At 50.8% G+C, this 26,851-nt stretch carries 25 protein-coding genes and 1 riboswitch; of the genes, 19 read left to right on the top strand and 6 right to left on the bottom strand.

What is annotated here, in order from left to right; genetic code table 11:
• Positions 1-3 precede the first annotated feature (3 nt).
• Both BV910_RS11585 and BV910_RS11580 read right to left on the bottom strand, forming a co-directional pair.
• Positions 4-417, bottom strand: a complete 414-nt coding sequence (locus BV910_RS11585; RefSeq protein ID WP_047794988.1) for a universal stress protein — start codon at positions 415-417, stop codon at positions 4-6.
• Positions 418-487: 70 nt separating this feature from the next.
• On the bottom strand, positions 488-1,969 hold the full coding sequence (locus tag BV910_RS11580; protein ID WP_078147431.1) for a SulP family inorganic anion transporter: 1,482 nt from the start codon (positions 1,967-1,969) through the stop codon (positions 488-490).
• A 197-nt stretch (positions 1,970-2,166) separates the two neighbouring features.
• Here BV910_RS11580 and BV910_RS11575 point away from each other — a divergent pair, with 197 nt between their 5' ends.
• The 12 genes from BV910_RS11575 to BV910_RS11520 all read left to right on the top strand — a co-directional run bounded on the left by BV910_RS11575 (position 2,167) and on the right by BV910_RS11520 (position 14,162).
• A complete protein-coding gene (locus BV910_RS11575; protein WP_078147430.1) occupies positions 2,167-2,484 on the top strand; it encodes an ArsR/SmtB family transcription factor in 318 nt (105 codons plus the stop codon).
• 36 nt (positions 2,485-2,520) lie between these two features.
• Complete coding sequence (locus tag BV910_RS11570) at positions 2,521-3,807, top strand: arsenic transporter (RefSeq protein ID WP_078147429.1); 1,287 nt, start codon at positions 2,521-2,523, stop codon at positions 3,805-3,807.
• Positions 3,808-3,818: 11 nt separating this feature from the next.
• On the top strand, positions 3,819-5,477 hold the full coding sequence (locus BV910_RS11565; RefSeq protein WP_078147428.1) for an FAD-dependent oxidoreductase: 1,659 nt from the start codon (positions 3,819-3,821) through the stop codon (positions 5,475-5,477).
• Positions 5,478-5,536: 59 nt separating this feature from the next.
• The gene (locus tag BV910_RS11560; RefSeq protein WP_078147427.1) at positions 5,537-6,106 is read left to right on the top strand and encodes a hypothetical protein; all 570 of its coding nucleotides are present in this window, start codon (positions 5,537-5,539) and stop codon (positions 6,104-6,106) included.
• Positions 6,107-6,281: 175 nt separating this feature from the next.
• Positions 6,282-9,203 (top strand): type I pullulanase, encoded by a 2,922-nt coding sequence (gene pulA, locus BV910_RS11555; RefSeq protein WP_078147426.1) that lies wholly within the window; start codon positions 6,282-6,284, stop codon positions 9,201-9,203.
• A gap of 193 nt (positions 9,204-9,396) precedes the next feature.
• Positions 9,397-10,569, top strand: coding sequence for an IS200/IS605 family element RNA-guided endonuclease TnpB (tnpB, locus tag BV910_RS11550; protein WP_078147425.1), 1,173 nt, complete (start codon positions 9,397-9,399; stop codon positions 10,567-10,569).
• A 146-nt stretch (positions 10,570-10,715) separates the two neighbouring features.
• Complete coding sequence (locus BV910_RS11545) at positions 10,716-10,913, top strand: hypothetical protein (RefSeq protein ID WP_078147424.1); 198 nt, start codon at positions 10,716-10,718, stop codon at positions 10,911-10,913.
• A gap of 74 nt (positions 10,914-10,987) precedes the next feature.
• Positions 10,988-11,230, top strand: coding sequence for a hypothetical protein (locus BV910_RS11540; RefSeq protein WP_078147423.1), 243 nt, complete (start codon positions 10,988-10,990; stop codon positions 11,228-11,230).
• Positions 11,231-11,327: 97 nt separating this feature from the next.
• A complete protein-coding gene (locus BV910_RS11535) occupies positions 11,328-12,404 on the top strand; it encodes a nitric oxide synthase oxygenase (RefSeq protein WP_078147422.1) in 1,077 nt (358 codons plus the stop codon).
• A gap of 14 nt (positions 12,405-12,418) precedes the next feature.
• The gene (locus tag BV910_RS11530; RefSeq protein ID WP_078147421.1) at positions 12,419-12,838 is read left to right on the top strand and encodes an RDD family protein; all 420 of its coding nucleotides are present in this window, start codon (positions 12,419-12,421) and stop codon (positions 12,836-12,838) included.
• Between the two features lie 125 nt (positions 12,839-12,963).
• Entirely contained in the window at positions 12,964-13,815 is an 852-nt protein-coding gene (locus tag BV910_RS11525; protein ID WP_078147420.1) for a DegV family protein, read from the top strand.
• A gap of 20 nt (positions 13,816-13,835) precedes the next feature.
• On the top strand, positions 13,836-14,162 hold the full coding sequence (locus BV910_RS11520) for a thioredoxin family protein (RefSeq protein WP_078147419.1): 327 nt from the start codon (positions 13,836-13,838) through the stop codon (positions 14,160-14,162).
• Between the two features lie 207 nt (positions 14,163-14,369).
• Here BV910_RS11520 and BV910_RS11515 read toward each other — a convergent pair whose 3' ends face one another.
• The 3 genes from BV910_RS11515 to BV910_RS11505 all read right to left on the bottom strand — a co-directional run bounded on the left by BV910_RS11515 (position 14,370) and on the right by BV910_RS11505 (position 18,212).
• Positions 14,370-15,095 (bottom strand): hypothetical protein, encoded by a 726-nt coding sequence (locus BV910_RS11515; RefSeq protein WP_078147418.1) that lies wholly within the window; start codon positions 15,093-15,095, stop codon positions 14,370-14,372.
• Positions 15,096-15,179: 84 nt separating this feature from the next.
• Entirely contained in the window at positions 15,180-17,501 is a 2,322-nt protein-coding gene (locus BV910_RS11510) for an ABC transporter permease (RefSeq protein ID WP_078147417.1), read from the bottom strand.
• A gap of 12 nt (positions 17,502-17,513) precedes the next feature.
• On the bottom strand, positions 17,514-18,212 hold the full coding sequence (locus tag BV910_RS11505; RefSeq protein ID WP_078147416.1) for an ABC transporter ATP-binding protein: 699 nt from the start codon (positions 18,210-18,212) through the stop codon (positions 17,514-17,516).
• A 161-nt stretch (positions 18,213-18,373) separates the two neighbouring features.
• Between BV910_RS11505 and BV910_RS11500 the strand changes: the two genes are divergently transcribed.
• Both BV910_RS11500 and BV910_RS11495 read left to right on the top strand, forming a co-directional pair.
• Positions 18,374-19,204, top strand: coding sequence for a DegV family protein (locus BV910_RS11500; protein WP_078147415.1), 831 nt, complete (start codon positions 18,374-18,376; stop codon positions 19,202-19,204).
• A 288-nt stretch (positions 19,205-19,492) separates the two neighbouring features.
• Positions 19,493-21,172: a sensor domain-containing diguanylate cyclase gene (locus BV910_RS11495; RefSeq protein ID WP_078147414.1), complete on the top strand. Its 1,680-nt coding sequence runs from the start codon at positions 19,493-19,495 to the stop codon at positions 21,170-21,172.
• Between the two features lie 45 nt (positions 21,173-21,217).
• Here BV910_RS11495 and BV910_RS11490 read toward each other — a convergent pair whose 3' ends face one another.
• Positions 21,218-21,859: a homing endonuclease associated repeat-containing protein gene (locus BV910_RS11490; protein ID WP_074036101.1), complete on the bottom strand. Its 642-nt coding sequence runs from the start codon at positions 21,857-21,859 to the stop codon at positions 21,218-21,220.
• 452 nt (positions 21,860-22,311) lie between these two features.
• Between BV910_RS11490 and BV910_RS11485 the strand changes: the two genes are divergently transcribed.
• From BV910_RS11485 to ribH, 5 genes are all read left to right on the top strand, one after another.
• A complete protein-coding gene (locus BV910_RS11485; RefSeq protein ID WP_078147413.1) occupies positions 22,312-23,124 on the top strand; it encodes an undecaprenyl-diphosphate phosphatase in 813 nt (270 codons plus the stop codon).
• 80 nt (positions 23,125-23,204) lie between these two features.
• Positions 23,205-23,347, top strand: a riboswitch (FMN riboswitch).
• 152 nt (positions 23,348-23,499) lie between these two features.
• Positions 23,500-24,564 carry a bifunctional diaminohydroxyphosphoribosylaminopyrimidine deaminase/5-amino-6-(5-phosphoribosylamino)uracil reductase RibD gene (gene ribD, locus BV910_RS11480; protein WP_078147412.1) on the top strand — a complete coding sequence of 355 codons (1,065 nt, stop codon included), beginning with the start codon at positions 23,500-23,502 and terminating at the stop codon, positions 24,562-24,564.
• Positions 24,564-25,205, top strand: a complete 642-nt coding sequence (ribE, locus tag BV910_RS11475; RefSeq protein ID WP_078147411.1) for a riboflavin synthase — start codon at positions 24,564-24,566, stop codon at positions 25,203-25,205. Before ribD ends, ribE begins: the two co-directional genes overlap by 1 nt.
• On the top strand, positions 25,205-26,389 hold the full coding sequence (gene ribB / locus BV910_RS11470; RefSeq protein WP_078147410.1) for a 3,4-dihydroxy-2-butanone-4-phosphate synthase: 1,185 nt from the start codon (positions 25,205-25,207) through the stop codon (positions 26,387-26,389). Before ribE ends, ribB begins: the two co-directional genes overlap by 1 nt.
• Positions 26,386-26,850, top strand: a complete 465-nt coding sequence (gene ribH, locus BV910_RS11465; RefSeq protein ID WP_074036107.1) for a 6,7-dimethyl-8-ribityllumazine synthase — start codon at positions 26,386-26,388, stop codon at positions 26,848-26,850. The genes ribB and ribH overlap by 4 nt, the downstream gene beginning before the upstream one ends.
• The last annotated feature ends 1 nt before the right edge of the window (position 26,851 follow it).

The raw sequence follows: 26,851 nt of genomic DNA, 5'->3' as shown, positions 1-26,851 counted from the left end.
GCATCATTTCACGATAATAACAGGAGCGAGAGCACGTTTGGCGAGTTTATGACTCACGCTACCGAGCACGAACTCTTGGAACGTGTTCAATCCGCGTGATCCGACGACAACATATTCGTACGGCTCATGGTTCGCATATTTGACGAGCTCGACGTCCGGCTCCCCACGAAGTTCGATGTATTCGTAGGCTATGCCTTCTGCTTCCGTCAAGTCGAACAATGGCTTGAGCATCTGCTTTCGCTTCGTCTCCAAGTCGATCTTTCCTGTCGAATTGAGGGCCGCTTCTTTCGATTCTTTCGCACTGATGACGTGTACGATGTCAATCGATGCATTCGACGCCTTTGCGAGCTGAATCGCTTTTTCAAGCGCACGTTTCGAGTGGGCAGAACCATCTGCCGCTAAAAATACCTTTCCCATGAAAAACTCCTCCTCTTTCGCACGTTCTACTTTTAGTATAGGTGATTTGGCGAAACGGGGAAATGATGAATCAGTGCCCCGCGTTCGCGTCTTGTTGCTTCAAGTGAAGGGCGAGCGTGTTGAGCAGTTTTTCCGAGTCTTTGTTCAAGTTGAGCAGTACCGGTTCGATTCCGACTTCCCGATATTTGAAGATGACCTTATCGATGGCCCCGATGGCAGAGTCGTCCCACAGATGCGTGTTCGCAAAATCGATCGTGACGTGTTTGATTCCCGCTTCCGCGTCTTCTGCCACATCGAACTGATTGACGAATTCAGATGTAGAGGCGAAGAAGAGCTGACCGTTCACCATGTAATGAGCCTTGTCGACATCGATCTTTCGCTCGAGATCGATTTTTGAGATTTTAGCAGCGAAGAGAATTGCTGCTGTCAAAATCCCGGCGAGTACACCGAGTGACAAATCATGTGTGACGACGGTGACGAGTACGGTGACGAGCATGACGACCGTATCCGATTTTTGGGCGGTACGCATCGCTTTGAGCGAACCCCAGTCGAACGTCGCATACGAGACGAAGAACATGACCCCGACGAGTGCGCCGACCGGGATCAGCATCAATACGTCGCTGATCGTCATGATCATGATGAAGAGGGCAAGTCCGGCTGTGAATGTCGAGAGTCGACCACGGGCACCAGACGAGACGTTGATGACCGATTGTCCGATCATCGCACATCCTGGCATCCCACCGAAGAATCCGGCGACGATGTTCGAAATGCCTTGTCCGCGCGATTCACGGTTTTTGTTTGAGTCCGTTCCTGTCATATCGTCAACGATTTGTGCCGTCAAGAGCGACTCGATCAATCCGACGAATGCGAGGGAAATCGAGTACGGCAAGATGATCATGAGCGTCTCGAGCGTGAATGGCACATCTGGGAACAAGAAGTCTGGAAGCGTCGCTGAGATCGTTCCCATATCCCCGATGTTTTTCGTGTCGAGTCCAAGCGTGATTGCGAGGACCGTCATGACGACGATGGCGACGAGCGGTGCCGGAATGGCTTTCGTCACACGTGGGAACAAGAAGATGATGGCGAGCGAGGCGGCGACGATTGCCCAGATGATCCAGCTCTCTCCTTCAAAGTTAGAGAGTTGCGCCTGAAAAATCAAAATGGCGAGCGCGTTGACGAATCCGACCATGACGGCACGCGGGATGAATTTCATCAAACGGGCGATGCCGAGGTAACCGAGAACGATTTGGATGATTCCAGTCAAAATACCAGCGGCCAGTAAATATTGAAGCCCATGGTCGGCGACAAGCGAGACGACGACGAGCGCCATCGCACCGGTCGCAGCCGAGATCATCGCCGGACGACCTCCGGCAACGGAGATGATCATCGCGATAATAAAGGAGGCATAGAGCCCGACCATCGGGTTGACTCCCGCGATGAGGGAGAAGGCGATGGCTTCAGGGATGAGCGCCAAGGCGACAACGATCCCGGACAAAATGTCGGCCCGGACATTTCCGAACCATTCGTGTTTCAACGTATTCAATCTTTCCAAAAGAACACACCTTTCTATTTATAATGATTTGATTTTTGAGTCTCACGAAAATCAAAATAATGGAATCCGTTCATTTTCAACGTGTTTCATCATACCGAATTGAGTCCAAAATGACAATTGCTTCAGATGAAAAACTGTGGTAATTTCATAACGTGCAGGTTATATAACGAATTTGTTATATGAAAGGTGGGGAGAAGATGTATGCCGTTGAAGAATTGAGCAAGGTGCTCAAGGTGCTCGGGGATCCGACCCGATTGACGATGTTGAAACAAATGGAGGCAGGCGAGCAGTGTGCGTGTAGTTTCGTCGACTGTTTCGATATCTCGCAACCGGCGATTAGCCGTCATTTGAAAATGTTACGTCAGGCGGGACTACTGTTAGAACGTCGAGACAAACAGTGGATTCATTACCGATTGAACGAGACGAGCCCGTTTTATCCGCTCGTCACGGAGTTGTTAGCCAATCTAGAAACCGTCGGACCGAGCTGTGATTGTGAGCCGGATTGTGCAATGTAAGGAGAGAGACAATAGAGACTATAGGAGGAACTTATTGTGCAGTGGATTGCTAGTTTAATTTTTCTTGTGACGCTATTTCTCATCATCAAGCAACCGAAAGGCCTCGGCATCGGTTACTCGGCGATGGGAATGGCCGTCATCGCCCTCATTTCGGGCGTCGTCAATCTTGACGACGTCGGCACGGTGTGGGGCATCATTTGGAACGCGACGTTCACCTTCATCGCAATCATCATCATTTCGCTCATTTTAGACGAGATTGGATTTTTTGAATGGGCCGCCTTACATATGGCGCGAATCGCCAAAGGTGGAGGGGTGAAGCTCTTCGTCTATATCACACTACTCGGTGCGCTCGTCGCGGCTTTGTTTGCGAACGATGGGGCGGCGCTGATTTTGACACCCATCGTCTTGGCGATGGTCCGGGCACTCAAACTGTCGGACGTGGTCGTCTTGGCATACGTGATGGCATCCGGATTCATCGCCGATACGGCGAGTCTCCCGTTCATCGTTTCGAACCTCGTCAACATCGTCTCAGCCGACTTCTTTGATATCGGTTTTGCCGAGTACGCCGCGCGGATGGTATTCGTGAACGTGTTCGCGGTCGCGGGAAGTCTGCTCGTCTTGTATCTATATTTCAAAAAAGACATCCCGAAACAGTATGATGCCTCACAGTTGGCTGAACCTTCGTCCGTCATTAAAGACCATACGATGTTCCGCTTATCGTGGGTCGTACTCGGGTTACTGGTCATCGGGTACTTCACGAGTGACTTAGTCGAGATCCCCGTTTCGCTCGTAGCGGGTGTCATCGCCTTGTTCTTCCTCGTGATGGCAAATCGCTCGTCAGTGGTACAGACGACTCAAGTCGTGAGAGGCGCACCGTGGGCCATCGTCTTCTTCTCGCTCGGGATGTATATCGTCGTCTACGGTTTACAAAACGCCGGACTCACTCAAGTACTCGCGAACTTTATCGACTGGTTCGCGGTGAACGCCTTCAGTGCCACGTTCGGGATGGGCTTTTTAGCTGCCATCTTGTCATCGGTCATGAACAACATGCCGACCGTCATGATCGACGCGCTCGCCATCGACTTGACGCATACGACCGGACAGATTCGGGAAGCGTTAATCTATGCGAACGTCATCGGGTCCGACCTCGGTCCGAAAATTACCCCAATCGGGTCGCTGGCGACACTTCTATGGCTCCACGTCCTTCGTACGAAAGGGGTCAAAATCGGCTGGGGTGAGTATTTCAAAGTCGGGATCATCTTGACGATTCCGACACTGGCTATCACGTTGCTCGGTCTATATATCAGCTTATTACTTTATTGAGGAGTGGTTATATGAAACTAGTCATCATCGGTTCAGTCGCTGCCGGGACATCGGTTGCGGCGAAAGCACGTCGGAACAACGAGGACGCACAGATTACGATTTACGACCGGGACTACGACATCTCGTATTCGGGATGTGGGATTCCATATTACGTCGGTGGAGAAGTCGAGTCTCGTGACGACTTGACGCCACGTGACGCTGCCTTCTTCAAGAAGCGTTACAACATCGACGTCATGACACGTCACGACGTCACAGCCGTCGATAAAGACGCGAAGACGGTGACGGTCGAAAACTTAGATACAGGTGACACGTTCACGGACGCCTATGACGTCCTTGTCCTCGCGACGGGTGCGTCAAGCATCATCCCACCGATTCCAGGGGTGAAGTCGGACAATGTCTTCCCGATTCGAAACATCCAACAGGCGGAGGCGACACGCTCCTTCGTTGATTCGACAGACCCGAAACACGCGACGATCATCGGGGCCGGCTTTATCGGTCTAGAGATGGCAGAACAGTTGAAGCTTCGCGGTGTGGACGTGACCATCATCGAACGTGTACCACAAGTGATGCCGCCACTCGACAAGGACATGGCGTGTCACGTCGAAGAGCACCTCGAGAAGAATGGAATCGAGCTCATGCTCGGGGAGACCGTGACTGAACTCGTTGGCGACGGACATGTCGAACGGGTCGTCACGGAGAGTGGGAAGACGATTGAGACCGACCTCGTCATCTTGTCGGTCGGAGTCCGTCCGAACGTCGAGCTCGCCATGCAGATGGGAGTCACACTAGGTGAAACGGGTGCGATTGCCGTCAATGAGCGGATGGAAACGAACATCCCAGACGTCTATGCGGCAGGAGACGTCGCGGAGAGCTTCTCGATCGTGACTGGCAAACCGATTTGGCGTCCGCTTGGTTCGACAGCGAACAAGATGGGGCGGACCGCTGGGGACGTCATCACGGGCGGTCATCTCGAGCATCGCGGTATTCTCGGCACGGGCATCTTCAAAGTGTTCGGACTTGCCGTCGCACAGACGGGGCTGGCCGAAAAAGAAGCACGCGAACTCGGATACGATATCGAGGTGCTTCATAATACGAAGCCGGATAAGCCTGCTTACATGGGTGGGAAAGATATGACAATCAAAGCGGTCGCGGACCGTACGACACGTCAACTGCTCGGCGTCCAAATCGTCGGATTTGAAGGAGTCGACAAACGAATCGACGTCTTCGTCACGGCCATCACGCTCAAGGCGAAAGTCGACGACTTGTTCCATCTCGACCTCGCCTACGCACCGCCGTTCTCGACGACGAAAGATCCCGTCATGTACACGGGGATGGTGCTGTCGAACAGTATCGACAAGGCGGCGCGACTCATCACACCGGCCGAGCTTCAGGCGCGAATCGATGCCGGGGAAGACATGCAAATCATCGATACGCGGAAAGCTTCACAGTTCGAGAAGGCGTGTGTCGATTGTGCCGTCAACGTCCCACTCGGCAACCTCCGGGAAGCGGCGAAAGACATGGACAAGGACAAACCGACCGTCGTCTACTGTAACGGTGGGGTGACGGGGAACGCGGCCCAGAACGTCCTCCGTAACCTCGGATTCACCGACGTGTACAACTTGTCAGGTGGAAATAAGAACTATCAGTTGTTCAAAAAATACGGGAACTGAGCAAGACGACGTCCATTGCGGGCGTCGTTTTTTGATATGCTGGACATGAGGTGAAGCGGATGGATTATAAGATGTTACATGAGAAGTTTGAGCGACGGAAGCAGTGGCTCATTTTTGAAAAAGAAGAAGTCGTCCGTCGTGTCATGGTGCGCTACAAGGCAAGAATTATCCCGAAGACGGACATCATGGACTTGGTGAACGACGATCAACTGTCGTATGAACATATCTTTTGTTGCTTAACGATTGATGACCCAAGAATGCTCGATAAAATCTTCACGGCGAAAGAGAGAAAAGACCATCAGTGGGAGATTGATGACAATGCGAGGCGTGGGATGGTATACAAGCACAAAGACGAGGCACATCGACTTTACAATCAGTTGATCATCGATGAGCAGGAAGGTCGCCGACTCGACATCGTCTTCGAGAGCAAGGATGGGAAGTATGTGACCGGTTTTTTGACAAGAGACATGTCAGAGCAAGTCGCCTCTTATATTTTTGCACATGTCGGAGGCGCCAAGTTCACAGGTCTAGTCCCGCATTCCCTCTTACCAGCGGACTTAACAGATGAAGAAATCAAGATGAGCTATCTTCACTACTTGGAGTCGCTCGAAGAATGGAATAAACTTTGACGGATTCTGTGATGATGAGTGGGATCCGTCTTTTTAGTTCATATTTCTTAGACAGGTTGGAAAGAAAATAATGCCAATTGACCCTTTTCTAAAATAACGTTGCTTCACTCAAGGAAACCGTTTACAATTTTTGTGTAAGCGTTTTCTTAAAATAGTGCTACAAGGAGGGACCCTCATGGTCAAAAAGCAGTGGAAACCCGTATGGGCAGTTGTGCTAACGTTTGCACTAATTCTGTCAATGTTTCCGATGCCGACGTCCGCTTTAGACAAAGGGAAGTCGACACTTGTCGTCGTCCATTATCAAGAGGCGCCGGATAACGAAAAGGATTGGAACTTATGGCTTTGGGCGAATGGCCCAGATTACTTCCCGAACAAAGGCTTCACATTCAACGGGGAGGATGCATTCGGAAAGGTGGCGGCTTACGAATTTCCGGTCGACTCACCTGAAAAAATCGGTCTCATCGTCCGCACGGACAACTGGGACAAAGATAAGGGGTCTGAAAATGACCGCTTCATCACGAGCGACATGATTCAAGACGGCGTCGCCGAAGTGTGGATCAAGTCGGGCGACCCGACTATCTATACGTCAAACCCGAACGGGGAGACGGCTTCGACGGAAATCGATATGAAAGTTCATTATTTCCGTTACGACAATACATACACGGACTGGGGTCTTTGGGCTTGGCCAGACGGTGGGGACGGACAGAGCATCGCATTCGATGGGGCTGATGATTTCGGTGCCGTCGCGAACGTGAAACTCGCCAACCCAGAATCGAAGAGACTCATGGGCTTGATCACGAAAAAAGGAGAATGGACGGAGAAGGATGGGGAAGACCGATTCGTTCTCGGGTCTGCAAAAGAGATTTGGCTCGTTGAAGGAGATTCGACAATCTACTATTCAGAGCCTCAAATCGATCGTTCTCCGAAGCTTGTCTCGTTCTCGGCGGACACGTTCCGTCAAGCGACACTCACAACGAACCGTGTCATCACGGATGCGTTCATCGATGAATTGAGCGTGGACGGGGCAACGGTGGAATCGATTGAAAAGGCTAGCGACAAGTCGGTGACGATTCAATTCAAGTCAGACATCGACTTAGCGAAAGTCATCAAAGCCTCGCACCCGGAGTTTGGAGAACAGACGCTTCAAGCAGGCAAGGTGCTTCGTTCGAAAGAATTCGATGCGAAATATGCATATGACGGTAAACTCGGTGTCACGTACCAAAAGTCGAAAACGAAATTTGTTCTCTGGGCTCCGACGGCTCAACAAGTCGAGCTCGAACTATGGAACATGCCGACGAACCGACCAACAAATGAAAAAGATTTGAAGAAAGTGATTCAAATGAAACGCGGTGAACGCGGCACGTGGGTGGCAGAAGTGCGGGGTGACCTAGACGGCATCGGCTATACGTACCAAGTGACCCATGCGACAGGGAAGGTCCGTGCAGTCGATCCGTATGCGACGGCTGTCGGCGTGAACGGTGACCAAGGCGTCATCGTCGATTTGAAAGAGACAGATCCAAAACGTTGGAATTCAATGAAACCGAAGTTGAAACAATCGACGGATGCAATCATCTATGAGACGCATGTCCGTGATTTCTCGATCTTCGATGTGAAGACGGACAAATACGACTCAGGCATTCAAAACAAAGGGAAGTACCTCGGTGTCATCGAACCAGGAACGCGTCTTCTCGTTGATGGAAAGAAAACAGCAACGAAGACGGGACTCGACCACGTCAAAGATCTCGGCGTGACACACGTTCAGTTCATTCCGGTCTATGACTTCAACACGGCATCGGTCGATGAGACGAATCCGATGGCGACGTACAACTGGGGATACGATCCGAAAAACTACAATGCACCAGAAGGGTCGTATTCAACGAATCCTTACGATGCGAAAGTACGTATCGTGGAAATGAAACAGATGATTCAAGGGTTACATGACAACAATTTACGTGCCGTCATGGACGTCGTATACAACCATATGTTCGATGCGCAGGCGTCGAACTTGCACAAAATCGTACCGGGTTACTACTACCGTTACACAGCAGGTGGTGACTTCGCCAACGGTACAGGTGTTGGAAACGATACCGCTTCTGAACGGGCGATGATGCAAAAACTGATCGTCGACTCTGTCGTTTATTGGGCAAAAGAGTATCATTGGGACGGATTCCGTTTCGACTTGATGGGAATCCATGACGTCGACACGATGAACAAAGTTCGTTCGGAGTTGAATCGAGTCGACAAGTCGATTCTCGTCTTCGGAGAAGGATGGGACCTCGGTACGCCGCTCGATGCTGAATTAAAAGCAAATCAAAAAAATGCCTACGACATGCCGGGCATCGCCCACTTCAATGACAACATCCGCGACGGCTTGAAAGGAAGCGTCTTCTACGATGAGGACAAAGGCTTCATCAACGGAAAAGAAGGTATGGAAAATCGAGTGAAGACGGGAATCGTCGGTGAGATCGCATATAGCGACACGATTAAAGGATTCACAAAAGAACCGACGCAAGCGATCACATACGTCGAAGCTCATGACAACCATACGTTGTGGGATAAATTGACGTTGACGAACCCGATCGCGTCTGAAGTGAATAAAACGAAAATGCATCGTCTCGCCTCGAGCATTCTCTTGACGAGCCAAGGAACGACATTCCTTCACGCAGGACAAGAGTTCATGCGTACGAAGGAAGGCGACCACAACTCGTACAAATCACCGGACTCGATCAACCAGCTCGATTGGAAACGAGCAGCCGACCGGAAGGCGGACGTCCAATACATGAAAGGCTTGATTGAGATGCGTAAAGCCAACCCAGGTCTTCGGATGACAAAAGCGAGCGATGTGAAACGATTCTTGACGTTCCACAAAGCGGAAGCGAACGTCATCACGTACACGATTGACGAAGATGCACCGGGTCAAAAGAACGACTTGTTCATCACGCATAACGCCAACCCGACGAATGTCCAAGTCAGCCTTCCAAAAGGGAACTGGAACGTGATTGTCGATGGCGACCGTGCCGGAACGAAGACAATCAAGCGCGCGACTGGAAAAGTAAGCGTGCCTGCATACAAGACGTTCGTCCTCGAACGGAACTAATCATTGACCCCACTTAGAAACGAGTGGGGTTTTCTAATGGCACAGTGATGGGTAATTGGTGATTAATGCTTTATCAAAATTAAGCGAGAATACTCCCACTTCTAAACGTTAAGGACAGAGCTTACGTGAAAGTGGGAGATGAATCGCCAACCTCTCCTTCGGGTAAAATATCTTCAAAGGGGGTGAACGTCACATGGTGAAGCACAAGGGCTATAAATTCCGGATCTATCCGACGAAGGAACAGGAAATCCTGATCGCCAAGACGATCGGCTGTTCCCGGTTCGTGTTCAACCATTTCCTGTCGAAATGGGACGCGGCCCATGAAGCGACCGGCAAGGGACTGTCGTATGATGCCTGCTCGAAAGCACTTCCCATGCTCAAGCAAGAATTCGGTTGGTTGACGGAAGTGGACAGCACGGCCGTCCAGAACAGTGTCAAACACCTGGCCGACGCGTATAAGAAGTTCTTCAAGAAAAAGGGGAATCATCCCCGTTTCAAGTCGAAGCGAAACCCCGTCCAATCCTATACGGCGAACATCCAAGGCAATTCCCAGTTCCCCGAGGTCTCGATCGTCGGGAATCGACTCAAACTCCCGAAGCTGAAATGGCTGCGTTTCGCCAAATCGAGACAGGTCGAGGGTCGCATCCTGAGCGCCACGATCCGACGCACAGCTTCGGGCAAATACTTCGTCTCCCTTCTCGTAGAGCATGAGATCAGTGAGCTGCCGAAAACCGGCTCATCGGTCGGCGTCGACGTCGAGCTGAAGAACTTCGCCATCCTATCAAACGGAACCGTATACCAAAACGACCGTTATTTCCGTACGCTCGAGAAGAAACTGGCCCGCGAGCAACGCAAGTTGTCCCGTCGTCAGCGCATCGCCCCGAACAAGAAGGTGAGACTCTCCGAGGCGAAGAACTACCAGAAGCAGAAGCGGAAGGTCGCCCGCATCCACGAGAAGATCGCCAACAGACGCACCGACTTCCTGCACAAGGTGTCGACCGAAATCGTCAAAAACCACGACGTCATCGGCATCGAGACCCTGCAGGTGAAGGACATGCAGCAGAACCGCAAGTTGAGCAAGTCGATCTCCGAAGTGAGCTGGTCGGAGTTCCATCGCATGCTCAAGTACAAGGCCGGTTGGTACGGGAAGACCGTCGTGAAGGTCGGGAAGACCTTCGCCTCGAGCCAATTGTGTTCGAGTTGCGGCCATCAACACAAAGACGTGAAACATCTTGAACTACGTGAATGGACGTGTCCGAATTGCGGAGTCCATCATGATCGCGATATTAACGCAGGTATGAATTTGAAATTAGAAGCTGAACGAATCTTAGCTTCTTCAACCGTCGGGACGACGGGGTTAGCCTGATCAGGTTTCTCTCGATAGAGAGGATAACTCAGGAATCTCCCACCTCTAAGCAACGCGTAGGCGGGAGTAGTTCAAAAACTAGTCATTTTGTATGAACAAGAGAATTTACGCTTGAAACTTCCATCTCTTTCGAAAGGAGAGATGGTATGACGATTTTCAAAAAGTGGATTCATCGCGTCAATGGTGACGTCACGGATATCTTGTCAACTGGACCGATTCCCCCGTTCCATGTGGATTCGCTCCTGATTGAACAGTATTCGGATACCATTTACGTACTCGATACAAATGGTCAACTAATCGATTCGAACGAAAAGATGGGACTGCTGTTCGATGACTGCGCATGATCTCCAGCCGATGCGGAAGAGTTTGCGCCGTATCACGAACAGGCGTTAACCTGAGAAACGGTTCATCCTGACGATTGAGAGCGGTTGACTCGAGCAATTCAGACGTCACGTTCATCATTCGTTTTGCATCCGGTACAGACTTTCCTGTCCGCTTGCGTCGAATGACCGAAGTGACGAATGTGTTATATCAATATGCCGCCGAATACGAATCAAGTCCGACCATCGAGGCTCAATTGACCGCCCTTGAGAAGGAAGTGAGCGGAGACGAAGAAGTCACCGACTATATCGAACTCGTTCATCAACCAGAGGGGTTCTAAGTACCCGACGTGTCGCGTGTGAGAATAGATAGTTGAAACAGGGGTCTCCTTTTCTCTAAGATGGAAAAAGAGAGAATCGAGTGAGGAGATTTTAGATATGAATCTGTATGAACAAGCGAGCGACTGGATGCGGCAATGGCATGACGACCCGTCCGAACGTCTCCGACAAATCAAAGATGAAATTGAGCGCACGGGCACCTATTCGTTGACGACGGAAGAGTTGTGTGTGGGTGCCAAGGTGGCGTGGCGAAATTCGAATCGTTGCATCGGCCGCTTGTTTTGGCAGACACTCCATGTGATCGATGCACGGGACGCCGATACGTTTGAGGCTGTCTACGACCATCTTGTCGACCATCTTCAGTTCGCTACGAACGGTGGAAAAATCCGTTCGACGATGACGGTCCTTCCAAACGAGTTCAAACTATTGAACACACAATTGATTCGGTACGCGGGATATGAGACACCTGACGGAATCATCGGAGACCCGATGTCCGTCACGATGACGAAGCGCGCGAAAGAACTCGGATGGGTCGGAGCCGGCACGCCATTCGATATCCTCCCACTCATGATCACGGACGGGCGAGACGTCCGCTTGTTTGAGTTACCGAGTGAGGCCGTGCTTGAGGTGGACATTCGGCACGAGGATGTGGACTTGTTTGACGGACGGACCATCAAATGGCATGCAGTCCCAGCGATTGCGGATATGGAACTAGAGATCGGAGGTCTACGGTTTACCTCGGTCCCGTTTAACGGCTGGTATATGGAGACAGAAATCGGGGCAAGGAATTTGGCCGATACGGACCGTTATGATTTGTTGCCGCTCGTCGGACGGTCACTCGGGCTCGATACGACGAAAGAGCGGTCGCTTTGGCGCGACCGGGCACTCGTCGAATTGAACATCGCCGTCCTGCAATCGTTCGAGCGGGAAGGTGTGACCATTGTCGACCACCATACCGCTGCCAAACAGTTCAAGCGGTTCGAAAAAAACGAACGGGACGCGGGGCGTGACGTCACCGGGCAATGGAGTTGGCTCATCCCGCCTCTCTCTCCTGCGACGACGCACGTTTTTCACGAGCATTACGACAATCAGATCAAGACACCGAACCTGTTTGCTAGAAGTGGATGTCCGTTCTCAGGGTTTCGTCAGCTGGTAAAAGAGGAATTGAAAGGCTAGAACCGAGAGAAAGGATGATTGCTGTGGCAGTCCCACTTTGGAAACGAGCCGTCGCTGGTCAAATCGACCAACTCGTCTTTCAGACACCGGCAAAACTGATTGAAAAGGCAGTCCGTCAAAAGATTTGGCCAGACAAAGAAGTGAAACGGTATTACTTACCGACCGTTGTGACGATGGCCGGAGAAGTCTATTGTATGTTGTATCGAAACGGTCAGACGATAGGAGACCGTGTCGTCGGAATTAAGGTCGTGAGTTCGGATGGACGCCCGCTTTCATTGGAGCAAGTCATCAAGCGGACACTCTATAAAGACGTCGTCTACCCGGCGACGCTTGGGATTCCGCTCATCCGTGCACTTCAACAGATGAAGTCGAATAAAGACCTCGAGTTGCCGCATGATGAGTTCGCCCATACAAAATTGATCTCGACCAAATGAAGAGGAGCAGGGCGACCGTGTGTCGCTCTGTTTTTTCGTCCCGTTCGGTCGAGTAGGAATAGCGGCGGGAAATAAGGTATAATGGGATTGGACAAAAATGAACGACTATTGGAGGCTTTTTAGTTATGACAAAAATCGCATGGATTACCGACAGTATGGCTAACTTCTCTCAAGAAGAGGCAGCAAGTCTCGGTGTCGATATCGTTCCGATTCAATTGATCGTGGACGGGAACGGCTATAGTGAAACGAAACTCTCTCTCGAAGACCTACATCGGTATATGATTGACCAAAAGAAAGAAGCGAAGACGTCACAACCGATCTTCGGAGATTTCATCGCCCGCTACGAACGCTTGAAAGAAGAGGGATATGATTGTGCCATCGCCGTCCATTGCTCGAATGGATTGAGCAGTACGGCGAAAAATTCGAAAGCAGCTGCCGAAGCGGCTGACTTTACCGTGTATACCATCGACTCGCATGCCGCACTCGAGGCGCAACAAGAACTCGTCCGAATCGGGAAGGCCGCTGAAGCTGAAGGCAAGTCAGTAGAGGAAATCGTCGCCCTTCTCGAAGCATGGCGCGATAAGAAGAACTTCTTCATGATCATCGGAAACATGGAAACGATGCGCCGAGGCGGTCGCGTTTCTTCCGGTGAGATGTTCCTTGCGAACATCTTGAACATCAAGCCGATCATCACCCTCGATGAGACGGGGAAAGTCATCCCGTTCAAAAAGGCCCGTTCATTGAAGAAGGCTTATGCGGAGATGGTCGGTGAACTCGAACGTCGTCATGCGGAAAACGGTGTGAAGGACAACCGGGTGTTCGTTCAGACGGCTCTCGCACCGAATATGCAAGATGACCTCGTCGCACTCATCGAGTCGAAACTACCAGGTCTCGAAGTCGTACGGACTCGATTCTGTCCTTCGATTGCGGTACATGCAGGATTCGAGACGGTCGGTGTCTTGTGGCTCAACGCTTAATCAAGTAGGAGGAATGCAAGATGGAAGCAATGACAACCTTGACTGGATTGAATGAACGGATTGCGAGCACGGAACAGCTGCTCGTCTACGTGTCACATCCGGGATGCAGTGTCTGTCATGCGCTGAAACCTCAAATCGAAGAGATGCTCCATCAGTTTCCGGAAATTGAGGCGGTCGCGGTGGATTCGGACGAGGTGCCGGAAGTCGCAGGCGCCTTCTCCATCTTCACCGTTCCGGTCGTCCTCTTTTTCATCAACGGGAAAGAAATGCTCCGTCGGGCACGATTCGTGCCAATCGGCGAACTGACGCATCAACTCGAACGCATGCAAGAAATGAGACGAGCGTGAACAGGATGCTCGGACATAATTAGCTGATTTTAAAGATTTGTGATAAAAACAGGGGACCGGTCACCGATTTTCGGTGGCAGGACCCCTCTTTTTAGTCCGAAATGCGTGCGCGAACCCATAAAAATGACAAGAGGCCTCCGTGAGCGACTTGTTCGCTCACGGAGGCCTCTTTCTTATGAATCTACTGGGTTATGTCCAGCCTCTTTCTTATTCTGCTGCTTGTGGGACGAGATAAATCAAGCCAAACGGGTTATGCAATAAGTTGTCGATGGTCGTCCGCTCGTCTTCTCCCATCTCGACCGTGAAGGCACGCCCGTCCTCGAAGGCGAAATGGTCGCCGTCGCCGAACATCGCGCCACCGGAGATGAGGTGGAAGTTGAACGAATGAATCACGTGAATGGCATCTTCAATGTCGAGTGTCATCGGTACGGCCACGTCCGCATGACCGAACGCTTTCATTCCCCATGACATATAGGCGTTCTCTTCTTCTGTGATGGCCGTGAGGAGCGAGTAGTCGAGTGCGAGGTCTTCTTCTTTTGACTCTTGCCACTCGTCTTTCGAGTAAGCGACACCAGCTGACTCGACCATGACCCCGAGTCCACCTGCGTTCAAGACGGCGTTGGCGGCACGGCGCGCCGCGGCGACGTCTGTCAAATCGTTGACGTCGACAATCAAGTAGACGACATGCGTGTGACGAGCGATTCCTTTCGCCACTTTCGGGGTGAATCCGCCAGAACTCGCGTGAAGCATCGCCTCGGCGAGGGCTGGGTCACGTTCCACGACTTCAACGGTGAACGCCTTGCCTGTCTCATCTTCGAGCAATAACAGACCGGCCATCGTGTAGCCTTCACTATGTAAACTGATTTGTTCGCTGACGCCTTCTGCGGAAGACCAGTTTCCGGGAATGGCGAGCATAACTTGTGTACGATTCATGTATATCATCCTTTTCTGCAAAAGTCAGGCCCCTCCTCAGGAGAGACCTGGTCTATCTCTTATTATGCCCTATTTTGGCATGAATTATTCTTGATATGTCTTCAATACTTCCTGAAGTGGGATTTGATCGATTTTTCGGCGGCTGATGAACGTACTCATAAAGAAGAGGAGAACGACAGCGCCAAGCGTATAGACGATATAGACCCATTCGAATTCAAGTGGGAGCACGAGTCCATAATCTTCTGCAAAGACGACGATGATGACCCGAAGCGTCAACAGGGCGATGGGGATGCTCAAGAGGGCAGAGATGAGCGCATAGATGAAGTAGCTGTTCAAAATCATGGAGCGGACTTCACGTTTCTCATATCCCATCACCTTCAACAAGGAGATGACGTAATAGTTCTTCTCGACCGTCAGTGCCGTCAAGACGAACAGGATGCTGAAAGCGATGAGGGACGCCCCGCCAATCAAGACGTTCATCATGAAATTCATATATTGATTGATCGATTCGGACTGATCGATCAACCCTTGACGTGACAGGATGGTCGGATAGTCCGATGCGTTCGGGCGTTCCGTCGCATAGATGCCGTTGAACAGGTCATCCGTCGCCCCGTCCGTGAGTAGTTCACTTAATGTCGTCCGGGGCAAGTAGGCGAAATCCCCGGAGAATTCATCGGCAATCCCGATGATGGGATAGGTCAACGTGTCCCCGTCGAGTGCGACATCGATGTCTTGACCCACATCGAGGCCGAGTTTTAGCGCGAGTGAGGAGGAGACGACAAGGCCGTCAGGTTCAACTGTCAACACATCCCCATCTTCGTTTTGGAGTGGGAACAAGGTGTTGTCGAAGTCTAGTCCCTTCAAGGTGATCAGGTTATCTTCGACAAAGGCGAACGGATAGGCGAGGAACGGTTCTTGTCCCGCTTCTAAAACCGGTGTCCCATCTGTATACGCCTCGTATTCATACACCGCTTCGTTCAATCCGCCAACGGTCATACGGTCGACGGCGCCGTTCATCATGAGGGCGAAAACGATGAGAATCGTCGAGAAGAGGATACCGAGAAAGAAGATGAGAAAACTCCCCGTGCTCTTGACGGCATACAAATATTTGAACTTCGTCTTGCCACTCGCCCGTCTCAACAGGCGACTGACAAGTCGACTGAGTCGATTCAATGAGACATTGTCCCGTGGTGACAAGAGGGCAAGGGCGCTCTCACCCATAATTTTATAGATGACAGCTCCTGCAACGAGCGCAAAGAAGAGGAGCGGGGCGAACACGGCTGTCACGAACACGAGTGGACTTTGGGCGATGGTGATGGACGGTAAAAGATAGAAGTCGAGATAGAGTTCTTTCAACGGGTTCGCGAAATAAAGCCCCAGGAAATAACCGATGATGAGCATAAAGAATGCGAAAACCAAGATGAGCACCAAGTAAGGCGATGCGATTTGCCGACGACTATAACCAATCGCCTTCAACAGTCCGATTTGTCCTCGTTCCGCCTCGAGCATATTCGAGATCAGGATGGCGACGATGATGACAGCGATAGAAACGATAAAGAGACTGAGTCCGAGCGCCATCGCCTTGCCGGATGAAATCTCACTGTAGATGGCACCACTTCGGATAATATTTTCCGTCTCCATGACCGAGACGACAAACGGGAGGTCTATGTCGGTCTTGATCGCTTGATCGGTCACCCCGGACAGTCGGAAAGACTCTTGCCCGATGAATGTTTCGAACGATTCATCCGTCATCAAGAGGAGGGTCTGTGAACCAGGGTCCAAGTTGAAGAAGTTATCATCGAAGAGTGGGAGCGTATAGTCCGGAAAAAGGACAAATCCACTCACCGTGAACGGTTTGCCGATGTCGATTGTGTCTCCGATGTCGATGCCGTTCTCTTCTGCATATTTTTTATTGAGGGCGACTTCGTCATTCGCGCTCGGTCGATCACCGGCTTCGAGGTAGGAGCGGTTGATCGTGTCTGATTCTTTGACGATCAATCCCCGATGTTCAATATCATCGAACGTGTAGGTGATGGCTTTTAAGTCACGGAGTTCAATCGTAGCATCCGGCATCTCCTGTTCGACGGCAGCGATTCGCGATGCGATCAGACGATTGAAGACTTCCGCATCGGCTTGTTTGATGTCAGTCAATGTGAACGTTCCTGTTTCCGCGAGCGTGGCGAGAGCGGGGTCGCGTAACTCCTCTTCCGTCACCCGATTGAGCATGTCAATCGCAAAGTCTTCCTGATTCGATTCTTCCAGATACTCTTCAGTCGGGACCTCGATTCCACTGATGCCATAGAACATCATCGTGTACGTGAGTGAACTCATGACGATGATGATGGCGATGGCGAGGAGTTGCATCCACTTCCGATTTAATGTCTTCCAGACGTTTTTATACAGCATGTCGCCACCCCCTTATCCCCAATGGATGTCACGTGCCGCGACCCGGGTCTCATGATGGGTCACCTCCACGATTCGACCGGAGTTCATCTTGATGACATCGTCCGCCATCTCACTGATTCCATTATTGTGTGTGATGACGACGACTGTTTTTTGATACGTCTTGTTCAATCGTTCCAATAGTTCGAGTACTCTCTTCGAATTTTCCTCGTCGAGTGAGCCCGTCGGTTCGTCACAAAAGATGATGGCGGGATTTTTGGCGAGGCTGCGGGCGACGGAGACACGTTGCTGCTCACCGCCCGATAGTTGATAGGGGTATTTATCACGTGACGCTGTGAGCCCAACTTGTTCGAGCAATTCATCAATCGGCAGCGGGTCTTTCGTTAAGTCAGAACCAATTTGTACGTTCTCATAGACGGTCAAGTTTTGAAGAAGGTTGTATTGTTGGAAAATGAAGCCAAGATGGTCGCGTCGAAAAGCAGTCATCTGATCGACGGATAGGTCGGTCAGCACGGTGTCGCCGAACGTGATCTTACCTGAGGTGACCGTGTCGAGTCCGCTGATGACGTTGAGCAGTGTACTCTTCCCGCTCCCGCTTGGACCTAGGATCACGACGAACGCGCCATCCCGGATGGTGAGGTCGATGTCTTTCAAGGCGGCCGTTTCCACGTCGCCTGTCTTATAGATTTTGCTGACGTTCCGTAGTTCGATCATGCCACACACGCCTCCTTTATTTGTTATCTAAGGTATACCCTTTTCGAGAAGTGATTGGACGAGCTACACATAGGATGTTTTGAAAAAATAGTGAAACCGCTTCACCTGTGATAAAATAATATAACCAGGTACTAAAAACTTTTTTTAAGGGAGAACTCTTTATGAAGATTGCTTATATCACGGACAGTACGATTGTCCTTCCAGATGCATTAGCGCAACATCCTGACATCCACATTGTCCCGCTCTATGTCGTCAAAGGGGACCAGCCGTATAAAGATGGAATCGAAGTCGATGCGAAAACGGTTTACGAGTGGATTGACGCGGGAGAGCGCGTCTCGACGAGTCAGCCCGCGATCGGGGATTTCGTCACACTCTATGAAAAATTGAAAGAAGAGTACGATATGGGCATCGCGATTCACCTATCGTCTGACCTGAGTGGGACGTATTCGGCGTCCGTTCAAGGGGCTGAGATTGCGGAGTTCAAGTTGCTCGCCTTCGATTCACGGGCAGGTATCTATACGATGGGACTCATGTTCGAGGAGTTGATTGAACGCGTCGAAAGAGGCGATGCGCTTGAAGACGTGGAAGCATACATGAAGAAGCGCGTCGAGGATGTCCGCATCGAATTGACGCTTCAAAACTTGACGCAGATGCAAAAAGGCGGTCGAATCTCTAAATCGAAGGCGCTCATCGGGAACATGCTTCAATTGAAACCTGTACTTCGATTCGAAGACGGTTTGATTGTCCCGTATCAAACGGTCCGCACATACAAGAAAGCACAAGCCCATTTGTTCGAAGTGTTACGTGCGGCAATCGAGTCCGGTGAATGTCAGGACGTCTCGATTTTCCACGGAAATGTCCCTGAGCTTGCTGAGGAGTGGAAAAAACAACTCGGTGACACGATTCCGATCAGAGTTGATACACTCGCACCACTTCTTAGGGCGCATACGGGATCCGGGTCAATTGGAATTTCTTATTTGAAAGCGAAATAATGATTAAGGGCGGTCCTCCTACGAGGATCGCCCTTTTACGTATTCTTTTGTTTCCGCAAATAGAGAAGTGTGATAATGAGCGAATAGATGATCAAAAACGTGATCATAAATAGAGAAAAGTCCATGGTTAGCCCCCTTTATACAAGTTGTTGCCGACATCTAGAAAAGCAAAACATCAAATTGGGAATCATTTCAATATTTCATTGTCTCAACTTTCAAACAATTGCTGGAATGTTTTTGCATTTCGGGTCATACTAGAAAAAATGAACGAGAAAAGGGGGGAAGACGATGCGATTTCGGAAGTACCTAGTTCGGAGCTGGTTCGCTTGGACGCTCGTCTTCACGGGAGTGACGTATTTGACTTTCCAGAACCTTGAGGCGTTCGACTGGCCGTTGTTTTGGTTCATCTATACGCTTGGGGCATTGTTCGTCATGAATCCTTTAAAGCGCAGGCATCTTCACTTCACGTTCCATGAGATGTTTGTCTTTATCACATTCTTTTTATACGGACTGGCGCCCGCACTGTTGATGGGGCAATTGCTCCTCTTCACGTTTCAGGCGCGAGCCTTTAATCGTCGCGTCGGGCGAAGACGGTTCCTTCATTTCTATCCGCTCAACACGGTGATTGAATGTCTGGTCGTTCTGTTGCCGGGGATCGCCTATATCGCACTCGGTGGACAAATCGGAGAGCCCGTTCATTTGATGCAACAAGGATGGGCGATGGTAGCCTTTTTGGGGACTCTGTTCCTTGTCCTTATGATGAGTTTCGCTTTATCCTACTTCATGGTCGGAGAACGGATCCCGTTCCCGATTATGTGGCGACTGATCCGATTTGACTGGCTTGTCGTATCACTCGAACTACTGTTCGCGATGATTGCCATCGAGTCGTATCTCATCTTTGGTTATGTCGGGCTCATCGTCACGTTCTTCGTACTATCTGTCCTAAAGATGACGATGTCGAAAGCGACGGAGACGGAAGAAACCAAGTCGAGAGTCGACCAAGTCGAACGCTTGAAAGAACAGCTGTACCGCGTGGACAGCGAGCAACTGTTGATTGAGAAGTTTTGGAACGGTCTACGTGATATCGTCGAAGTGGAGCGTGGATGGTTGCAGGTCAACCGAAACGGGGAGCGGACGTTTTATGATATGACCGGTCGCGTCATCCCGAGTGTGCCGGATGCCTTCACGATTGAACGCTATCAAGATGAGGATGAGCCATGTTTCGTCTATGACTCGCTTCATGAATGGCATCCCGAATTGCAGCAACAGCAACAAGAACTACATCATTCGGCGCTCGTCATCCAACCCGTTTGGGGAGCAGAGACGGCGGTCAGCTGCATGGTATCGACGACAGCAAACGGGGCATACGAAACTCCGATTGCGGTTGAAGTGAACCGCCTCCTCAAGACGTTATCTTGGTCAATCGAACGCATCGATGAACGCAAACGTTTGCAGCACGAGAGTTTGACAGATCCGTTAACGGGATTACATAATCAGCGGGCACTACGACGTTGGACGAAAGAACGTTTGAACGATGTGGCGTCCTATCCGCTCTCTGTTTTATTGATCGATTTGGACCACTTCAAATCGATCAATGACACATACGGGCATGCATTCGGGGACGAGGTGTTGATTGAAGCAGGTCAACTCTTTACTCGCAATGTTCGAGCGACGGACTTGGTGACGCGCTACGGAGGCGAAGAGTTCGTGTTCGTCTTCCCGAGAATGGATGAGGCGGCCGCCAATCTGGTCGGTGAAAAGATACGAAACGCCTTGAAGCGCCATGATTTTGGGACAGAAGGCACGCGCATCACGGTGACGGCGAGTATCGGGATTGAAACGATTTATGAATATGAAGACCTCGATACAGTCTTGCGACATGCGGACCGGGCCATGTATGTCGGGGCGAAATTTAACGGGCGAGATCGTGTCGCCCACTATCATGATCTGTCGACAGAGGTCAGATGAAAGGAGGATCCCCAAAATGGTGGATCCTCCTTTCGTATGAAATGATTATGAGTTCGTATTATAAAGTTCAGATTCAACCGCATGAACGGCGGCTGACCAGGAGCCATAGCGATGCAAGATCGCTTTCGTTGAAGGTTTGTTGTTGCGCTTTGCCCATTCACGGTAAGCTTCGAATGAGAGCGAGAAGCCCATTTCCTGAATGGCTTCACGAAGGGCGTTCGAGAGTTCTGTTTTCGAATAGGTCACACTCGCCTCAAGTCCTGCCTCGGCACAGGCATCATGCCACGAACCGAACGTCTTGACTATATGATAATGGCTCGGTGCCTTCGGATGGAGCTTTCGCCATTGCTGATACTTCTTCAAGGTGATGATCGAGCCCATGTCTCGCGAATAAATGGCGAGCGTCTCGATGATGTCCTCGCGTGTATACTTCGGCATTTTGTCTGGCAATTCGACGGTTGACTCTCCATGCCATTCATAGCCTGCGATGGCAAGTGCCTCAGCCCATGACCCGAACTGACGAATGATCGACTCAGGAGACGGCCAATTCTGTTCCATTGCGAAGCGGCGATAGACAGAACGGCGTGGACGTTCCTTCAACAAGTCCCCGAGAAGACGAATGCAATGGATCATCCTTTGCTGTTCGGTAGACAAGTGATGGGATTTAGTGGATAGCGTTTGATTCAATGATGGTTCCTCCTTCCGTGGACTCAAATCTGAATCGACAAAGATAAAAAAATGCTCCTACAATCATACTATCGGATTGTTTTTCGGATTTATTAACGTGATTTTGAAAAATTTTAAACAATTCCTAGGAATTGGATAGGACTAAAGTCGCAGCTGATAATTTCAAAAAATGGTAACATTTCTATTACAAATTAAATCGAATTTCGAGAGAAATGTAAACATAAAGTTTTAATCACCCAAATTTGTAATATTTTTATAAAAAAGTACCCAGCTGGAGAGTTGGGGTCATCGCCTTCGCTCCAGATGAGTACCCTTCTATAATAAATTTAATTTTCAGACTAATCAATCAAATATTGAAATTACGGCAAAAAAATTTTAATGGCTGGTCAATGAAAGACCGATTCTGCTAAAATAGCCGCATTGAGTGAAAAACAGAAAAGAGGATCATCACTATGACAGTTTGGTTATTTTATACGTTACTTGGATTGATTCAAGGGTTCACAGAGCCCATCCCGATTTCATCGAGCGGACATCTTGTCGTCTTCCAAGAACTATTTAACATTGACTTGCCGGGATTGTCATTTGAAGTTTTCGTAAACTTTGCATCGCTTCTTGCGGTTTTAACAATCTATCGTCAAGACGTCGTTCGTCTCATCATGAGTTTGTGGACGTTTTTATTTAAGAAAGACCGTTCGGATGAGACGATGGTCGACGTGAAGTTCATCGGGCTGTTACTTGTCGCGACCGTTCCGGCCGGTGTGCTCGGTGTCCTGTTTGGTGACTGGATCGCCGAGGTGCTCGGTGGCGTGGCGACAGTCGGCTATACACTCATCATTACGGGACTCGCCCTCTGGTTCATCCGGAATATGCGAGGAAACAAGGGCGACGGTGGCATTACGCTACGTGACGCCGTATTGATCGGACTTGCTCAGGCCGTGGCGCTCATTCCTGGGATCAGCCGTTCCGGGGCGACTATCGTCATGGCGATGCTCCTCGGAATCAAACAGGAGTCGGCGCTTCGATTCTCGTTCTTCCTGTTCATTCCAATCAGTCTCGGCACGATGATTTTGGATGGTCCGACGTTGTTCACAAACCCAGACACGCGTGACTTGTTCGGTCCGCTCCTTTTGGCATTTATCGCATCATACGTGTTGACCGCCATTTCATTGAAGTGGTTCCAGCACATCATGGCAAAAGGCGAATTGAAGTATTTTTCATATTACTGCTGGATTGTCGGGCTTCTCGTCGTCCTCTTTCTCGCATAATCGAGGCGCTACTCTCACGAGTAGCGTTTTTTGTTTTGCGAAATAAAAACAATTGCGATACAGTAAACCTGTACAAACAAATATTCCTTCGGGGTCGGGTGAAATTCCCAACCGGCGGTAATGGGCCTATGCCTTAAGTCCGTGACCCGGGCGCACGTGTGCGAACGGTGGATCTAGTGAGACTCTAGAGCCGACAGTATAGTCTGGATGGGAGAAGGAACAAAAAACAGGTCCACGTGACCTGTGCTTCGTCGTACGCTTTTCTGTATAGAAAACGTTTATTTGGCTTGCCAAAATTCGACGAAACCCTCCCACCAAGACCCTAAGGACTGCTCCTTAGGGTCTTTTGTTTGTACGGAAAAAGGAGGGAGAACGATGAAACAGTACATGGAACAGGCCATTCAATTGGCGAAATCAGCCGATGGACAGACCGGTGTCAATCCACTCGTCGGTGCCGTTCTCGTGAAAGACGGACGTATCGTCGGAATGGGTGCCCACCTTAAGGCGGGCGAACCACATGCTGAAGTGCATGCGATTCGAATGGCCGGTGCGGCTGCATCCGGGGCGACTTTATATGTCACGCTCGAACCGTGCTCGCATCACGGTAAGACACCACCGTGCGCCGATTTGATTGTAGAATCGGGCATCAAACGTGTCGTCGTCGCCATGAAAGATCCGAATCCACTCGTCGCAGGCAACGGGATCGTGCGACTGCAAGCGGCCGGTGTCGAAGTCGATGTGGGTCTGCTTGAGGAAGAGGCGCATGCCTTGAATCCGGCATTTTTGCGGTCGCTTGAGACGAAACGACCATACGTCATCTTGAAGACGGCAACGAGCCTCGATGGGAAAGTTGCCTTAGAGACGGGGGAGAGTCAATGGGTGACGAGTTCGGAAGCCCGTCGTGATGTGCATGAACTTCGTGCCACGGTCGATGCGATTTTGACCGGGATTGGAACGGTACTCGCGGATGACCCATCGCTTACGGTTCGATTGGACCGCGCGACGCGACAGCCGAAACGAGTCGTGCTCGACCGTGACCTGAGGTTACCGCTCGCTAGTACGTTAGCACGTACCGCCGAAGACGTTCCGGTGCTCCTCTTCACTTCGTCAGATGAGGCAGAACGACGTGAACGAGCTCAATCCGTCGGTATCGAATTATTCGATTATACGTCACTCGGCACGGTTCTTGAGACGCTATACGCAAATGGGATTGGGCGTGTGTTGATCGAGGCCGGACCGACGCTTGTCACCTCACTTCTTGACGGAGGCTACGTGGATGAATGGGTCGCCTATCAATCACCACGGGTGTTCGGTGGGAAGCATGGCGTCTATCGCTCACAGCAGGAAGGGACGATCGATGGGATATCCCGTTTTACGATTCATCAGGTCGAAACGATTGGTCCCGACCTGAAAGTCGTCCTTCGAAAGGGGGCGCTCTGATGTTCACGGGAATCGTAGAAGAAATCGGAGCGGTCAAAGCGGTCAAGCGCAACGGACCATCTTTACGACTCGTCTTGTCCGCTGTGAAAGTGCTTGAGGGTGTGAAGCTCGGGGACAGCATTGCCGTGAATGGGATCTGCCTCACGGTGACGACGTTCGATGACGCGACGTTCTCTGTCGATGTCATGCCAGAAACGTTGAAGGCGTCGAGCCTAGATGGGGTCAAGCCGGGAACACAAGTCAATCTCGAACGGGCGATGCCGGCGAACGGACGTTTTGGTGGACATTTCGTATCCGGACATGTCGACGGGGTCGGGCGCATCACGAAGAAACGACCGCTCGCGAATGCCGTCTATATCGACATCCAATGTGATCGTGCGCTCCTTTCCTACATAGTCCCGAAAGGTTCGATATGTGTAGATGGGACGAGTTTGACCGTGTTTGACGTGTCAGAGCGTGGGTTTACCTTGTCCTTGATTCCACACACATACAGCGAGACCGTGCTTGGGATGAAACAGACGGGTGATGTAGTCAATTTAGAATGTGATCTGTTGGCAAAATATATGGAAAAGGTCGTCGGGCAGTCGAAGATGACGCTCGAGTCTTTGGCGGAACAAGGATATGGAAAGGCGGGATGGTAATGTTTGATTCGATTGAACGAGCGATTGAGGAACTGAGACGAGGGCGTCCCATCATCGTCGTGGATGACGAGGACCGTGAGAATGAAGGGGACTTTGTCGTACTCGGTGACAAGGTGACACCGGAAACGATGAACTTTTTAATCACGGAAGGGAAAGGGCTCGTCTGTAGCGCCATCGCAGAAGAAGTGGCGGTTCGTCTCGACCTCGCGCCGATGGTGACGAACAGTACAGACCCACACGGTACCGCCTTCACGGTCAGTGTCGACCATATCGATTCGACTACTGGCATCTCGGCGAGTGAACGGTCTCACACCGTTCGTGAGTTAGCGAACCCATCGTCCCGTCCATCCGATTTTCAACGTCCGGGACATCTGTTCCCGCTCATTGCGAAAAAGGGAGGCGTCTCCGTTCGCCGAGGTCATACCGAAGCGTCTGTCGACCTGGCGCGACTCGCAGGAAGTGAGCCGGTCGCGGTCATCTGTGAAATCATTCGAGAGGACGGGGAGATGGCACGCGTACCTGATTTGGTACAAGTCGCTGAACGCCACGGGTTGGCATTCATCACTATCGAAGCGTTAGTCCGATATATGGAGGAGAACCTCGTCACACGTGTTGCGGACGTGTCCCTACCTTCCTCAAAAGGAACGTTTCGCATGATAGGGTATGAGAATCGAATGGACCGTGAAGAGCATGTGGCGCTCGTGACGGAGACACTTGAGGAGGTCCCGCTCGTTCGCATTCACTCCGAATGTCTGACCGGTGACGTCTTCGGTTCGTTCCGATGTGATTGCGGTCCGCAACTGGACACGGCGATGGCACGAATCGAGCAGGAATCGGGCATCGTGCTCTATATGCGTCAAGAAGGGCGAGGCATCGGACTGTTGAACAAACTGAAGGCGTACGCCCTTCAAGAGAATGGATTGGATACGGTCGAGGCGAACGTGGCACTAGGGTTTCATCCGGACCTTCGGGACTATCGGGTGAGCGCGGCGATGCTTCGTAATCTTGGCGTCACCCGTGTCCGGCTCATGACGAACAACCCCGATAAAGTCGATGCCTTGGAATCGTGTGACATCACAGTCGTCGAACGCGTTTCGATTCATGTCGGTGCGCATGAAGCGAACGAATCGTATCGCCTGACGAAACAACTCAAAATGAATCATATTGGAGGAACATGGACATGACCTATACATTTGAAGGAAACTTAGTTGGAGAAGGCTTAAAGATTGGAATCGTCGTCGGACGGTTCAACGACTTGATCACGATGCGTCTGCTTGACGGGGCGAAGGATGCCTTGAAACGTCATGGAGTGAAGGAAGAGGATGTGTCGCTCGCTTTCGTCCCAGGAGCATTTGAACTTCCGCTCGTCGCGAAAAAAATGGCGATGAGCAAACAATACGACGCGGTCATCACGCTCGGAGCCGTCATTCGTGGTGCGACCCCGCATTTTGATTACGTCTGTAACGAAGCGGCAAAAGGGATCGCCCAGGCGAGCTATCAATCCGAAGTCCCGGTCATCTTCGGCGTGTTGACGACGGAGACGATTGAACAGGCGATTGAGCGTGCAGGAACAAAAGCAGGCAACAAAGGGTGGGAAGCGGCGACTTCTGCCATCGAGATGGCCAATCTGTTAAAGCAAGTCTAAT

This window comes from Exiguobacterium sp. HVEsp1, assembly GCF_002009685.1.
Classification (GTDB): domain Bacteria; phylum Bacillota; class Bacilli; order Exiguobacteriales; family Exiguobacteriaceae; genus Exiguobacterium; species Exiguobacterium profundum.
Note: the sequence above shows the minus strand (reverse complement) of the source record. Positions and strands in the feature narration are given on the sequence as shown.